The 13,713-nt window shown below is 59.3% G+C and carries 12 protein-coding genes; 6 read left to right on the plus strand and 6 right to left on the minus strand.

Annotation, left to right across the window (positions count from 1 at the left end; translation table 11 throughout):
• The first annotated feature begins 2 nt into the window (after positions 1–2).
• Positions 3–1,274 carry a protoporphyrinogen/coproporphyrinogen oxidase gene (locus WAW39_RS14100; protein WP_422319840.1) on the plus strand — a complete coding sequence of 424 codons (1,272 nt, stop codon included), beginning with the start codon at positions 3–5 and terminating at the stop codon, positions 1,272–1,274.
• On the opposite strand, the gene WAW39_RS14105 is transcribed toward WAW39_RS14100, so the two are convergent.
• The 3 genes from WAW39_RS14105 to WAW39_RS14115 are packed head-to-tail and all read right to left on the minus strand — an operon-like array spanning position 1,213 to position 3,402.
• Positions 1,213–1,686 (minus strand): hypothetical protein, encoded by a 474-nt coding sequence (locus WAW39_RS14105; RefSeq protein ID WP_422319841.1) that lies wholly within the window; start codon positions 1,684–1,686, stop codon positions 1,213–1,215. The two genes, WAW39_RS14100 and WAW39_RS14105, sit on opposite strands and share 62 nt — an antisense overlap.
• Positions 1,683–2,897 (minus strand): acyltransferase family protein, encoded by a 1,215-nt coding sequence (locus tag WAW39_RS14110; protein WP_422319842.1) that lies wholly within the window; start codon positions 2,895–2,897, stop codon positions 1,683–1,685. Before WAW39_RS14110 ends, WAW39_RS14105 begins: the two co-directional genes overlap by 4 nt.
• A gap of 58 nt (positions 2,898–2,955) precedes the next feature.
• Positions 2,956–3,402 carry a hypothetical protein gene (locus tag WAW39_RS14115; RefSeq protein ID WP_422319843.1) on the minus strand — a complete coding sequence of 149 codons (447 nt, stop codon included), beginning with the start codon at positions 3,400–3,402 and terminating at the stop codon, positions 2,956–2,958.
• A 120-nt stretch (positions 3,403–3,522) separates the two neighbouring features.
• Here WAW39_RS14115 and WAW39_RS14120 point away from each other — a divergent pair, with 120 nt between their 5' ends.
• The 4 genes from WAW39_RS14120 (at position 3,523) to WAW39_RS14135 (ending at position 6,849) form a co-directional block, all read left to right on the plus strand.
• The gene (locus tag WAW39_RS14120; RefSeq protein WP_422319844.1) at positions 3,523–4,020 is read left to right on the plus strand and encodes an FHA domain-containing protein; all 498 of its coding nucleotides are present in this window, start codon (positions 3,523–3,525) and stop codon (positions 4,018–4,020) included.
• A 145-nt stretch (positions 4,021–4,165) separates the two neighbouring features.
• Entirely contained in the window at positions 4,166–5,437 is a 1,272-nt protein-coding gene (locus WAW39_RS14125; protein ID WP_422319845.1) for an adenylosuccinate synthase, read from the plus strand.
• 75 nt (positions 5,438–5,512) lie between these two features.
• Positions 5,513–5,749, plus strand: a complete 237-nt coding sequence (rpsU, locus tag WAW39_RS14130) for a 30S ribosomal protein S21 (protein ID WP_422319846.1) — start codon at positions 5,513–5,515, stop codon at positions 5,747–5,749.
• A 215-nt stretch (positions 5,750–5,964) separates the two neighbouring features.
• Positions 5,965–6,849, plus strand: a complete 885-nt coding sequence (locus WAW39_RS14135) for a polyphosphate kinase 2 family protein (protein ID WP_422319847.1) — start codon at positions 5,965–5,967, stop codon at positions 6,847–6,849.
• A gap of 5 nt (positions 6,850–6,854) precedes the next feature.
• Here WAW39_RS14135 and WAW39_RS14140 read toward each other — a convergent pair whose 3' ends face one another.
• The 3 genes from WAW39_RS14140 to WAW39_RS14150 form a co-directional block, all read right to left on the minus strand.
• On the minus strand, positions 6,855–9,698 hold the full coding sequence (locus WAW39_RS14140; RefSeq protein WP_422319848.1) for a PVC-type heme-binding CxxCH protein: 2,844 nt from the start codon (positions 9,696–9,698) through the stop codon (positions 6,855–6,857).
• A gap of 69 nt (positions 9,699–9,767) precedes the next feature.
• Entirely contained in the window at positions 9,768–11,222 is a 1,455-nt protein-coding gene (locus WAW39_RS14145; RefSeq protein ID WP_422319849.1) for a hypothetical protein, read from the minus strand.
• Between the two features lie 24 nt (positions 11,223–11,246).
• Entirely contained in the window at positions 11,247–12,671 is a 1,425-nt protein-coding gene (locus WAW39_RS14150) for a Gfo/Idh/MocA family protein (protein ID WP_422319850.1), read from the minus strand.
• A 103-nt stretch (positions 12,672–12,774) separates the two neighbouring features.
• Between WAW39_RS14150 and WAW39_RS14155 the strand changes: the two genes are divergently transcribed.
• The coding region (locus WAW39_RS14155; RefSeq protein ID WP_422319851.1) for an ABC transporter substrate-binding protein at positions 12,775–13,713 on the plus strand (939 nt) is incomplete at its 3' end.

A 13,713-nucleotide genomic window follows, 5' to 3' on the forward strand; every position in this document is an offset into this window, starting at 1 on the left:
GAATGAGTGAAGCACAGCCCAAAATAGTAATCATCGGCGCCGGCCTTGCGGGGCTGGCATGTGCCCGTGTGCTGGCGGCGGCAGGTCGCCCCTTCACCATTTTGGAGGCCTCCAACGCCGTTGGCGGCCGGGTGCGCACGGATGTGGTGGATGGCTTCCAGCTCGACCGCGGCTTCCAGATCTTCCTGCCGGCCTATCCTGAGGCCAGGCGAGTGCTGGACTATGAGGCTCTCGACCTGCGACCGATCTACCGTGGGGCGGATGTCTTCGTCAAGAATCGTTTCCACCGCCTGGCGGACCCTCTGGCTCATCCGCTCACAGCTCTGAAAAACTTCAACGAATCCATTGTCTCCCTGCGTGACAAATGGACCACGCTGCTGCTGCGCAAAGAGGTTTTCGGCCTGCGCGCCCCCCCGGCCGAGCTCCCAGAAATGGAAACAGAGGATTACCTGCGCGACTTTGGATTCTCTGAAAACATGATCGACCGCTTCTTCCGCCCGTTTTTTGGCGGGGTCTTTCTGGAAAAGGATCTGCGCACCAGCGCACGCATGATGCTGTTTTTATTTGCCATGTTTGACCGGGCGGGCAGCGCGGTGCCAGCACGTGGTATGCAGGCGATCCCGAATCAGCTTGCCCTGGCTCTGCCACCGGGAAGCCTGCGCCTGAATGCTCCGGTGGCCGCCGTGCGGGCTGGTGAGGTCACCTTGGACACCGGAGAAGTGCTGCATGCAGACCATGTGATTGTCGCGGTCAGTGAAGAGGTGGCTCATCGGCTGTTGCCTCCTGTGGAAAACACCACCCTCCTTCCCAGCCGCTCCACCACCTGCATGTATTTTGCCACGGATGACCTGCCGCCAGGGGATGCCATCCTGCATCTGGATGGGGATGGCCGCGGTCCGGTCAACAGTGTTCTCGCACTCTCGCGCGTCTCTCCACACTATGCGCCGCCGGGACAGCATCTCATCTCCGCTTCCATCATTGGCGCTCCATCCAGCACCGAATTGGAGCAGGTCGTGCGCGAACAAATGCGCAGATGGTTCGGAGAGGCCGTCGTCTCCAAATGGCGGCACCTGCGCACCTACCAGATTCGTCATGCGCAGCCGGAGAGCAGGCAGCTGCGTCTCGGTGAAGGCCCTCTTGCCAGTGTGATCCAGCCGGGCCTCTACCGCTGCGGCGACTGGTGTGAGCAGGTCTCCATCAACGGCGCGCTTCTCAGCGGCCGTCGATGCGGAACGGCGGTAATGAAAGCGTTGGGAGAACCGAGCTCGGATTAGGCGTGGCCGGAGCGGACTCCGTGGGCAGCGTAAACGGGTTGATCGTGGCCGGGGCGCTGTTGAGCCTCACCTCCACCTTCGTCACGCCAAACTTCTCGGGCTTCTTCTCTGCAATGGCACGCAATTCCTGCGCCACACTCTCGATATCCGCCCGGTTATTGAGATCTCGAATGGTCACGGTGGTGAAGCCCGGGCCCGCCTGCACTTCGATCTTGCTCGCGGGCACCCCCATGTCCACGTGAATGAGCTTCTCCCAGGCACTGGCGTGCTGCAGGTCTGGCAGCGTGATAAGTCCGACCTTGTGATAACGCGCCTGCTCCGCTGAGTTCGATTCAGGTGTAGCAGCGGCCTGCTTGTGCTGGCAGGCGACGAGACAGGTGAAGACGGAGAGGAGGAGAAATCGGAGGATCACAGTTTGATAAAGGCCTTCTGTTTATACAGCCACCAGCAGATCAGCCAAAGCACAAAAAGCACTCCGCAACGCTCAATGACCGGTGTCCAGTACGCCGGGAAAGCCGTCTCCGGCAGGTGCTTGTGCAGATTCTCGTTGATCCACCCCGCACACAGGCTGTGCAGCAGATAAATCACAATGCTGTTCATGCCCACGACCACCAGCGGGAAAACCAGCCGCCTCATGCCGAGGATCTCCACCAGCCAATAAAAGATCGAAAGCAGGATGAGCACCCAGCCACCGCTCAGTATAGCCCAGGAGGGTGTCCAGATGCGCTTCACCACTGGCAGCAGCGTGTATTGATCGAGCTGCGCACCCACCACGGGCAGGATTTTGAAATCAAGCGCCGTGCCTGCCACCACCAGCAGAATGCCTGTGATCAGCAGTGTGGCGCACCTGCCTTTGTCCGTTTTCCGGCTGTTCATCAGGAAGCCACCCGTGAGAGCGCCACCGAGCATCGTGGCAAGCGCAGGGATGAAGTTGAGCGTTTGATAGCCCCCATTGGTATACTGATAAGGCTGAGCCTGCGGCAGGAGATTGAGCCACCAGCGGTCAAAGGCGGCAGCGGCATTGGTGTGGATGTTCCAATGCCCGGCAAAACCTGGCAGGATCCCATGCGCCGAGTCCTTCATGCCCGCGATGGCGGCGAGTTCCTGCGGCGTCGGCAGTGGATGATTGACGAAGAACCAGGTATACCCCGCCAGAATCAGAATGATGCCGGACAAGATGTATTCCCACCCCATGCGTGACAGGAGAAACAGCACGAAATAGCCGAGGCCGATCTGCGCCAGCACATTGGTAAAGAGAAACACCGTATGCTTGTCTCCCGACCGCGTGGCCAGCATCACCCCCAGCGCCACCAGCAGGATGGAGCGTGAGAGCGCATGCCAGGCCATGCCAAAAAACGACTGCCCGTGCTCACGCCTCTTCGCATACGAAAACGGTACCGCCATGCCCACCATGAACATGAAGCTCGGCTGGATCAGATCCCACAAGGAGCAGCCCTGCCAGTCCTGATGCGCGAACTGCGGTTTGATGAACTCCCAGACAGAGCCTGGATGCGCCGCCGCCATCTGCGCTATGCCCAAGCCCCCGGAGGCCATCAGCAGCATGATGAACCCTCGAAAAGCATCGAGGGACAGAAGCCGTGGGTTGGAAGTGGTTGGGTTCATGGAGCAACCACAAACGCCACTCATGCAGGCCTGCTATCGAAAGCGGTGAAGGTTATGCTCAGGCAGCCTTGAGAACCTCGTGCGTATGGATGGCAGGGTTGACAATGTCACGCACGAACTGAGCCGGCTCCGCACCTTCTCCAAAGACATAAATGCGGGTCCGCAGGGTGAGCTTCTTGATCTCAAAACCCGGATTCTGGATGCTGCGGTAATAGTTGAGGATCATCTCTTTTTCCAGATCCAGCGCCGCGCCTTTCATTCCGTATTCGAGCACAAAGGCGGCTTTTTCAAATGCCGGCTGGCCGCCGATGCGGGCCTCCTGGCTGATGGAATCGATCAAAACCTTGTCCACAAAAGCCTTCAGCGCCGCCTCATCCCCTTCGAACTCGATCTTGTACACCCGACCTTCGCGATATTTCAGCGGCAGCGGGTGGGGAGCGTAGAGCAGCTTGTGGCAGTCGCTTTCAGTGTCGAATTTACCGAGGATTTCAAAAATTTGGGTCACGAGGGTGGCGGGGATGGTTGCCAGCCTTCCTAGCAAGAACGCCCGCCCGCGCAAGCTCGCAGCGACCCGCCGTGAATCCCTCTTGCCACCCCAGCCCCGGCCTGCTAGAACTGCACTGTTATGCCACGTATTCAATTCACCACTCCTGACGGTGCCTCTGGCGCCCTCGAACTCGACGCCGAACGCATGTCCGTGGGACGTGCTGATGACAACCAGCTCATCATCGCTGACGATTCTGTGTCCAGTCATCATGGTGAGTTCACCTTCGACGGCAGCAGCTGGACGCTCACCGACCTTGGTTCCACCAATGGCACCAAAATCGGCGGTTCCCGCGTCGAAACCGTCAATCTCACCTCAGGAGGTGCGTTTCAGCTTGGCAATGTGAACTGCGTTTTCCTGGGCGATGGTGAAGAAGAAGCCTATTCCGCCCCGACCGCCACAGTTTCCACTCCCTCCAGCGGGTATGGCAGCCTCCCCTACAATGGTCGTCTGCGCACCGGCTTTGGCCCGAAGGTGAAGCAAAAAAATCCCGGCGGAGCTCTGGTGACCCTGCTCGGAGTAGCTGGCATACTGGCCTGCGGTGCCGCCATTTATTTCGCCAATCAAATGGGAGCCTGAGACTGCCAAAATAGCACGCGCTTGCGAACCTGGCTCCCGTACGGAGCACTCCAGCGGTCCTTCCGGCTGCCATGGTACGGTCTGCGCGTCATGAAAAACAACCCCTTTGCGGCTTCCCCATGCCGCCATCCCAAGAAAAGAATCCATGTCTAATACAATCATTGTCGGTGCCCAGTGGGGCGACGAAGGAAAAGGTAAAATCGTTGATTACCTCACTGAGAACACGGACGTCGTCGTCCGCGCCGCCGGTGGCAACAACGCCGGCCACACCGTCATCAGCAACGGCACCAAGTACATTCTGCACCTGATCCCTTCCGGCATTCTCTGGAAAGATAAGATCTGCGTCATCGGCAACGGCGTCGTCATGGACCCCACCGGTCTGCTCGCCGAAATGGCCAAACTGCGCGGCCAGGGTGTCACCATCACCCCGGAAAATCTCCTCATCAGCGAAACCGCCCACCTGGTGATGCCCTACCACCGCGGCCTCGACAAGGCACGTGAAGCCAAGCGTGGCGACAAAAAGATCGGCACCACCGGTCGCGGCATCGGCCCTGCCTATGCTGACAAAGTCGAGCGCGACGGCCTGCGCACCATCTTGATGACGCAGCCGGAGATCTTCGAAGAGGAACTCCGCGACCGCCTTGCCCGTCACAATGCCACCTTCGCGGAACTCGGAGTCGAACTCGTCCCCGTCGAAGAAACCGTGAAGGAAATGCTCGAAGCCGCCAAAACGCTGGCTCCGCACATCACCAACACCACGGTGTATCTCCACGAGGCGATCAAAGCAGGCAAGAATCTGCTCTTTGAAGGAGCCCAGGGCACCTACCTCGACATCGACCACGGCACCTATCCCTTCGTCACTTCGTCCAACACCACCTCCGGCGGTGCCTGCACCGGTTCCGGCGTTCCTCCACGCATGATCGACAAGGTCGTGGCCGTGGGCAAAGCCTACACCACCCGCGTCGGCAGCGGCCCCTTCGTCACTGAAAATGACGCCATCGGCGACATGCTGCATAACATGGGCCGTGAATTCGGCGCCACCACCGGCCGCGCCCGCCGCTGCGGCTGGCTGGACTCCGTCCTCGTGCGCTACGCCGTCATGATCAACGGTGCGGATGAACTCGCCATCACCAACCTCGACGGCCTGGATGGTCTGGACACCATCCAGATCTGCACCGCCTACACCCTGCGCGGCAAGACCATTCACTACCCGCCGAGCACCGCCGCCGATCTGGCCGCCTGCGTTCCTGTCTATGAAACCCACCAGGGCTGGAAGCAGGACCTCAGCGGCATCCGGAACTTCGCCGACCTCCCTCCGCTGGCCAAAGCCTACCTCAAACGCCTCGAAGAACTGACCGGCGCTCGCGTCAGCCTCGTCGGCATCGGCCCGGACCGCGAGCAGACTCTCGTCGCTTGAGGTCACATTCCATTTGACGCCCGCCATCATTCCCCTACTTTCCCTGCCCTTTTCCCAAACCACCCAGACCCGTTTATGACCGAAATTCAGATCCGTAAAGGCGAGCCCGTTGACCGCGCTCTCAAACGTCTCAAGACCCGCCTCGAAATGGACGGCATCCTCGAAGAAGTCCGCCGCCTGCGTGCGCATGAGACTCCCAAAGAACGCACCAAGCGCAAAGCCCGTGCTTCTGCCAAGCGTGGCAAGATCCGTTATCGCTTCACCCTGCCAAAGGCCCCCGGCGCTCCCGAGGCTCCTGTCACCGCCGCGTAATTCGGCTCAGGGAAAAGACCAATTTAAAAGGGCGGGTTCATCCCCGCCCTTTTTTTGTGCCCGCATTGCTCGGACATCCTGAAGAGGGCACGGCGGCTGCGGTCAAACCGGAGGCAATATCGCAAAGACGGCATGCTCATTGCCCCAACCGCTCAGTTCCTTCTGTTCATCGGGTGGCATTGCTGTTAATTCCTGCCATCTACTTTTCTGACCTCATGAAACTCAAACTCGACCTCGATGATTTCCGCGTGCCCGATGGCAAACCGTTTCGCATCAAGAAGGCGAAGACGAAGGTGAAGGATCTGTACAAGGACGATGCGCACTATGAGTCTCTCATCGCCGAGTTCCGCACGGAGATCGACGACCTGCAGCAGAAGATGTATGCACAGGACCGGCAGGCGCTGCTGCTCGTGTTTCAGGCGATGGACGCCGCCGGCAAGGACAGCACGATCAAGCACGTGATGAGCGGTGTGAACACGCAGGGCGTGGAGGTGCATGCCTTTAAGCGCCCCACATCGGCCGAACTGGACCATGACTTCATGTGGCGCACCACCCGTGTGATGCCGCCACGCGGACGTATCGGCATTTTCAACCGCAGCTACTATGAGGAGGTTCTCGTCTGCCGGGTGCATCCCGAGATCGTGACCAAGGTGCAGCGCCTGCCCGCGCAAACGACGAAGAACATTGACAAGCTTTTCGCGGACCGGCTCAAAGACATCCGCAACTACGAGGCCTACTGCCACCGCAACGGCATCTTGATCCTCAAATTCTTCCTCAACGTGTCCAAGGACGAGCAGAAGAAGCGCTTTCTCGACCGCATCAACACTCCCAGCAAGAACTGGAAATTTGAAGAAGGCGATGTGGGCGAGCGCGGCCACTGGAAGGAATACATGGAGGCCTATGAAGATGCCATCCGCGTCACCGCCACTGAAGACTGCCCCTGGTATGTCATCCCTGCGGATGACAAGAAGAACATGCGTCTCATCGTCAGCGCCGCGATCCTGGCCGAGATGAAGAGCATGAAACTGAAGTATCCCGAACTGCCGCCGGAACAAAAGAAGCACCTGCAGGCAGCGAAGCAGATGCTGCTGGCGGAGTAGTGTGATTACTTCAGGCTTCGCAGCCAGGCGACGAGGTCGAGGAGATCGACTTCGGGCATGGTTTGATCGAGGCCCTGCGGCATGAGGCTGGTGATCAGGGTGGTGTCTCCCGCGATGGTCTGGTGCGCGATGGTCTTTTCCTGGCCGGCAATGTCGATGACGAGCAGGCCTTCGGCGGTGTGGGATTTGATCACGCCTAAAGTCTGCTGACCATCGCTCGTCTCAATGACGTGCGCTTCGTAATCGCGGGCGAGCGTGTTGCTGGGAAAGAGAATGCTTTCGAGCAGATCACGCTCGGTGCGGATGGCGCCGATGTGGGAGAGATCAGGACCGATGGGGCGACCGGCCGAGCCGATCTTGTGGCAGGCGATGCAAGTCCCCTTCCCCATCTCGAAGTTCTTTTTTCCATTCGCGGCATTGCCGCTGGCGATGACCTTCTCTGCCAACGGGCCGAGCTGGCGCTTCTTGGCTTCGGAGGCGGCTACGGCGGCGTTGCACGCTGGCAGGATGACGGTTTCAAAAATCTCCGGCGGCAGATCGCTAAACGCGGTGCGGTAAGCGCTTTCCTGCTGGCTGGCGATGACAGGATTTTTCGCAATTTCACGTGCGAAAGTGCTGCCGACTTCGGAGTCTTTCGTTTTGCGGACGATGCCGAGCAGCGATTTGAGCTCGACGGGGCCCAAGGTGGCAAAGAGCGGTGCGAGCTCGATAAGCTGTGGTTTTGCCAGAGGCGCGCTGGCGATCATGCTTGCGGCCTGAATCTTGGCGGCGGAAGAAGAGGCGGCATCCGCGAGCACACCCTTGACCATCGTGAACGTTTCGCCAGTGAGCTTGACGGACTTGGCGGAGTCGAGGGCCTTGAGACGAATGGCAAGCGGACGCTTGGTGTCGTTGGCGATGGTTTGGAGCGCGGCGTCGAAGTGCGGGGTCTTCAGTCTCTTGATGGCGTCGAAAACGAGTGGTGTGGGAGATTCGGCAAGGAGCTTGTCGAGAGGGGGAAGCCAGGCCTCGTTGGTAATGCCCGAGGTTTGGGCGGCGAGGATGCTCAAAGCCGCCATGCGGACATCCACCAAGCCATGTCCGAGCATGGCTGTCATGAGCGACTGCGCGGATGGCTTCGCGAGGTGTCCGGAAATGACCTGTTTGATGAATGCCACTCTTCCTTGTGTGATGTCGGATGCTTTGAGCCATTCCGTGAAAGCCGCAGCTGCTATTTGGTCGCCATCTGGCATCACTTCGAGCGATCTCCGGATTGCATCAGCCAGAGGGGGGGACATTTCAGGAACAAGACGAGAAAGCGAGTTTTCGACAATGCTGGCAAAGCTCTTTTCGGAACCGTGACGGGCTAATTCAACCAACAGCCAACGGCTCATATATCGGTCCGAGGCAGGACCACTGTGAAAGGGGGGCTTCATTTGACGAAGCGCGTAAATTAAAAGGTGCTCTGATGCTGGATCGAGCTCCTGATCCAGCAACTGTCCCAGCACGCTCATGACCTCACCTTCCTGCGGCAGATTTTTCGCTGTCCATTCCAAGGCCTGACGCCGTGCGTGCTCATCATTCGACTTCAACGCTACGATTTGCGATTGGAGATCACTTTTGTGGAAGGACTCATTCGTGCTCTGAATGGCGAGCTGCGGCTTCTTCGGCTTGATCCGATACACAGCCCCCAGCAGATCTGACTTGGCCATGAGGCTGGCGGGGCAGCCGATGCGGAACCAGCCGCCTGTGTCAAAGAGAAGGAGGGATCCGTCGCGCGGGTCTTCCATGACATCGGTGAGGTGGATGTCGGGATTGTGGAGGCGAAGGAACTCGTTTTCGACGGCCTTGTACGTGCTGCCGCTGGGGGTGAGCTCCATGCGGACGAGGCGCTGGGTGTTGAAGTGGGTGACCATGAACTGCTGAGCGCTTTGGTTACTGGCCTGATAGTTTTTCCAGAAGCAGCAACCGCTGACGGCGACGTGGCCAAAGTTGTACATGACGGGCATGGTTTCGAGGGTGCGCGGCAGATGGGCGATGGCTTTGAGCTGATCGCTGCGTTCATAGATGCCGCCGTAGAGCCAGTGGATGATGGTGTCGCCACGGGGCTGGCTGTAGTAGAGGTTCTGCACGCCAATGATGTCGCCATCACGAGTGAAATCGACTTCAACGGGATTGTCACCGCAGCCGAGGGAATGCCAGGCGACGTCACTGCCGTCGGGTTTGCAGCTCCAGATGCCGCAGGCGAGTGATTCATCCACCATCGTGCCGTCCTTCTGCGCGACCTTGTGACCTTTGCGACCATGGCACCAGTAGAGGCGGCCATTGGGATGAAGGAAAGGGCCATGGATGTCGGCGGCGTTGCCGGTGTAGTCGAAACCACCGACGATCATTTCACGCTGGTCGGCGACGCCATCATTGTCAGTGTCGGTCAGCTTCCAGATGCCTGGTGGTGAGCCGACGTAAAGGCTGCCGTTCAACCAGCAGGCGCCTTGCGGAAAGGTCATCTTGTCGGCAAAGACGGTGCTCTTGTCGAAGGTGCCGTCCTTGTCGGTGTCTTCGAGCAGGAGGACGCGGTTTGGCGGATTCGCTTCGAGCTGCGCCTTGTTCCAGTTCACACCAACAGCATCGCCCACAAAGAGACGTCCCTTGTCATCGAGGCAGCCCATGATGGGATGGGTGACGAGCGGGGAGGCGGCGGCGACTTCGAGGGTGTAGCCGTCAGGAAGATCGTGCTTCGGCAAAGGGAGGGACGCCTTGCCAGTGATGACGCCGGGGCGTTTGCCACTTTCGGGGATGATACTGCCTTTATCCGGAGGGAGATCTGCGGCGAAAACGGGGATGGCAAGGAGGAGAAGCAACTGGCGCATGATGGGAGTCATACGTTACCAATGAGGCGTCTCATTGCAGACAGACTGGCATAAAACGAAATTACCCGCCTACAGCCGCCGAACTTCCTGAACTTCGAGGCCGGTGAGCTTCCATTCATCCTTCACCGGGATGATGGTGATGCGTGCGTTGTAAATATTGACGCGTGGATGGCTGTGGCCCCAGTGGCCGACGATGCCACGGGCCATCCAGTTGCAATCCGCAATGAAGCCTGCGCCCTTGGGATTGGCTTCCACTTTGTCCACCGTGGCGGAGAATTCGGCAATGGTGACACGGGTGCCTTCACGACCGTCCAATGTAAGGGCCTGGATGGTTTCGAGATAAAGTTTGCGCAGAAGCTCGCCATCCACACTGCGGGCCAAAACGTCATAAACGTCTGACTCGGCGTGATGATCGAAAGCACGATAGACATTCCGCAGCAGCGGAGAGACGATCTTCTGCGCCTGAGCAACCTGGGTAATGGCCTGAGCGGCAGGTCCGGTATAAATGGGCAGCACGAGCAGCTGGCTCATGAGCACCCCACCCAGCAGCCAGACGAAAAAGTACGGCAGACTGCCCCCCGGAAGCTTGTGATCTTTGACCTTGAGGTAGATGTAAAAGGCGAGGCCGGCAACGAGCCAGAGGATGCCGCCCAGTGGCAGGCGAAATGGCTGCGGTAATGGAATCTGTGGCACAGCCACAAGCGGGGCCGGGCGCGGCATGCGGCCCTGATTGCGCCAGCGGAATGTTTTGATCGTTGAGTGTATTTCCCCGGTCTCGCTCAAGGGGCCAAAGAAGACACGCACCGGCAGCTTGGTGGTGCCTTTGATCCAGCCTTTCCAAGTGACATTCATTTCATCCGGCCCCGGAGGTGTGGCAAACTCCCACATGAATCCGACGAGCGCCTGATTCAGGGCCACTTCTTCCCCCTCTTTCAAGGGCAGAGTATTCCCGGGCAAGCCCTTGATCACCGCCACCAAGGGCATCGGCACTTGCAGCGCCTGATCGCCGACGCTTAACGAGCACCAGTCCGAGGCACGCGATGCCATGGTGTCGACAATTTGCTTCTGCTGGTCGGCCGGGAGCGCCGCCGGCAGTGCAGCCTCAGGTGCCAGCCAGGCCAGCACGGTGGCCGCATCAAAGAGCACTTCAAAGCGCGTCTGGTAGGGCTCGATGTAGAGATACGCCTGGGCAATCGGCGCTGTGATGGTGACTGTGCTGCTGGTGGGCAATGGCGGCGGCGCGGCGGCAGACGGGACTGCAGGCGGTGTAATCTCGGGTGAAGTGGCTGCCGGAGCTGCTGCCGGAACTCCTGCCTGAGGGGCAGGCTGGGGCAGCGGGCCTTTCATCTGCGGCGCGACCGGAGCTGCCGGCCCCAGAGAGGGCAGTGTCTGCAAGGGCTGGAGCGGGCCGATCTTGATCGTATCCTGCGCCCGCATTCCAATGGGAGCGACGCTCCCAAGTACCACGAAGATCGTCAGGAGGAGGACGCTGCACCAGTGCGATGTCAGGGAATGTTTTGGCATGCGATGGTGTTAGAAGACGCTGAATCAAAGCACCCACGGCTTGCGCCATTCCTTGGACAGCAGACTGGAAGCAGCGGCATTGTCTGCAATGGTCTCCGTTTTCGGATCCCACTTCAAGCCGGTGCTGCCGCTGCGCAGGGCAATGTTTGCGAGGTGCGCGATGGTGATGCTGCGGTGCGAGACTTCGATGGGAGTCGCCGTCGGTTTGCCATCGTAGATGCAGGAGAGGAAGTTGTCTGTGTGGTCCTTGCTCTCGTAGAGATGAATTTCCTCAGGTCGGGTCTTCTCGCGCAGAATGTCAGGGCTGCTGGCGGTGATCTTGCCGCGGTTGACGTAGATCCATTTGCCATCATCGCCTTCAAACAGAACCCCCACATGGTCGAAGGGCTTTTTCGCATTCGGCGTGGCCAGCGCGGCCTCCACTTCAGGCATGATCTTATGCGTCGGACTGGCCACCTGCATGACCAGGCCGTTTTCATACACGCACTCAAAGGCAAACTCGGAGGCCGTGTTGTAGAGCGCCGCCTTGTCCATCGTGCCGGAGACATTGCGCAACTCGACGGGGCCGCTGAGCTGAGTGCCCATGCCCCACTGGGCGATGTCGATGTGATGTGCGCCGAAGTCTGTGATCATGCCTCCGGAGAAATTGAAGTTGTGACGCCAGTTGAGCGGCAGCAAGGCTGGGCGGTAGTCCATGTGTTCGGCAGGGCCGAGCCACATCTCGTAATCGAAGTCGGGCGGCAGCGGTGCTGGATTGATCTGGTCTGCCATGCCATTCCAGTTGGAGTGGCCTCCGGGCAGGCCGACGCGCACGCGCTTGAGTTTGCCGATGCGGCCATTCTGCGTCATCTCGCAGGCAAGACGGAAGTATTGATCACTGCGCTGCTGGCTGCCCGTCTGCCAGGTGACGCCAGCCTTGGCGACTTCATCGCTCATGCGGCGGCCTTCGGCGATGTTGAGCGCCAGGGGCTTCTGGCCGTAGATATGTTTGCCTTTGCGCGCGGCATAGATGGCCAGGTAGGCATGCCAGTGGTCTGGAGTGGAAACCTGCACGGCATCGAGGTCTTCCTTCTCCATCATTTCGCGAAAGTCCGAATAGGCGGCACAGGCCTTGACCGGTTTGTTTGCCGACTGGGAGTAATGCGCGTCGATGATCTTTTTGCCGGCTTCACGCCCACCGGTCCTTTTGCCATCGTAGCCGTAGTGGCCGTACTCCTTCATGGGATCAGCCACGGCGATGACCTGGCACTTGGCGTTGTTGAGGAAGGAGGGCGTCCAGTCACCTGCAATCGTCCCCCAGCCAATGGCACCGACGGTGATGCGCTCCGAAGGCGCAGGACGGCCACCTTTGCCGAGAGCCGTGGCGGGAATGATGGTGGGAAAACCAAGCGCGGCGGCGCTGGCAGTCAGAAAATGACGACGCGAGACGATTGGAATATCTTTAGCCATACATTCAGCTTAGCGGAGGCTCTCGCCGTGGCCAGAAAAGAAATGAAAACTCTGGTGCAAGCAAAAGTGGACATGATGCGTCTGGTTGTTGCATTCTGACAGGATGAAAGAACTCATGGCATTGCTGCAACGCTTCCTGCCCCTTCTGCTGGCCATTCTGCTGCTTGCGGCCGCATTTCGCCCGCATCACGAGAAAAAAAGCCGCCTTCGGATCGTCCCTGGCGTGTGGCCGGCTGCCGAGCCACTGCTGGTGGCGGGCGACCTGCAAATCCTGCCACCGAACCGCTTTCAAATCATTGAAATCACCTGGTCATCCGCCGTGGTCCGGGCATTTGGCAGTGGTGCCGCAGATGTGGCGGTGGTGACCTTGGACAGCGCACTGCGAATGCGGGAGGCGGGGCAAAAGCTGAAGGTGCTCAAGGTGCTGAGCCAGTCTGCAGGAGCGGATGCGGTTCTGGCGCGCCCTCAGATCCAACGGCTGCAGGACCTCAAGGGCAAGCGAGTAGGAGTAGAGCGCAGCGCCGGCTCCTACCTTCTGGCGAATGCGCTGGAAAGCGTGGGCATGACGATGACAGAAGTCGAAATGGTGCCCATGTTTCAGTCGGAGATGGAACCAGCCATGCAGGCCGGGCAGGTGGAGGCTGTGGTAGTCACGGATCCGTGGCTGACCAAGCTGACTCACAACGGCACTCACAGCCTTTATGACTCAACCCAGCTCAAGGTGCCTATCATATATCTGCTGGTGGCGTCTGAGCGGGCCTGCAGCTCCTCCCGTGAAGAGCTGGTGTCTTTGCTTCAAGTTCAGGAAAAAATGGCGGAGACGATATGGGCAGGCAAACCCTTCCTGGGAATGGATGCCGTCCTGCGACGTGAGAATCTGGACGCTGCCGAGCTTTCATCATGCCTCGGGCGTCTGCGACGGCTGAACAAAACTGAAAACGTGGAAAAGCTGAAACAACTCCCGCAACTGGCGCTGCAAATGGAGGAGCAGATGATCCGCGCCGGCATCATCTTGTCCAAGCCGGCGGGCGGTGCATGGATC

The sequence above is a fragment of the Prosthecobacter sp. genome (genome assembly GCF_049294395.1).
Classification (GTDB): Bacteria; Verrucomicrobiota; Verrucomicrobiia; order Verrucomicrobiales; family Verrucomicrobiaceae; genus Prosthecobacter.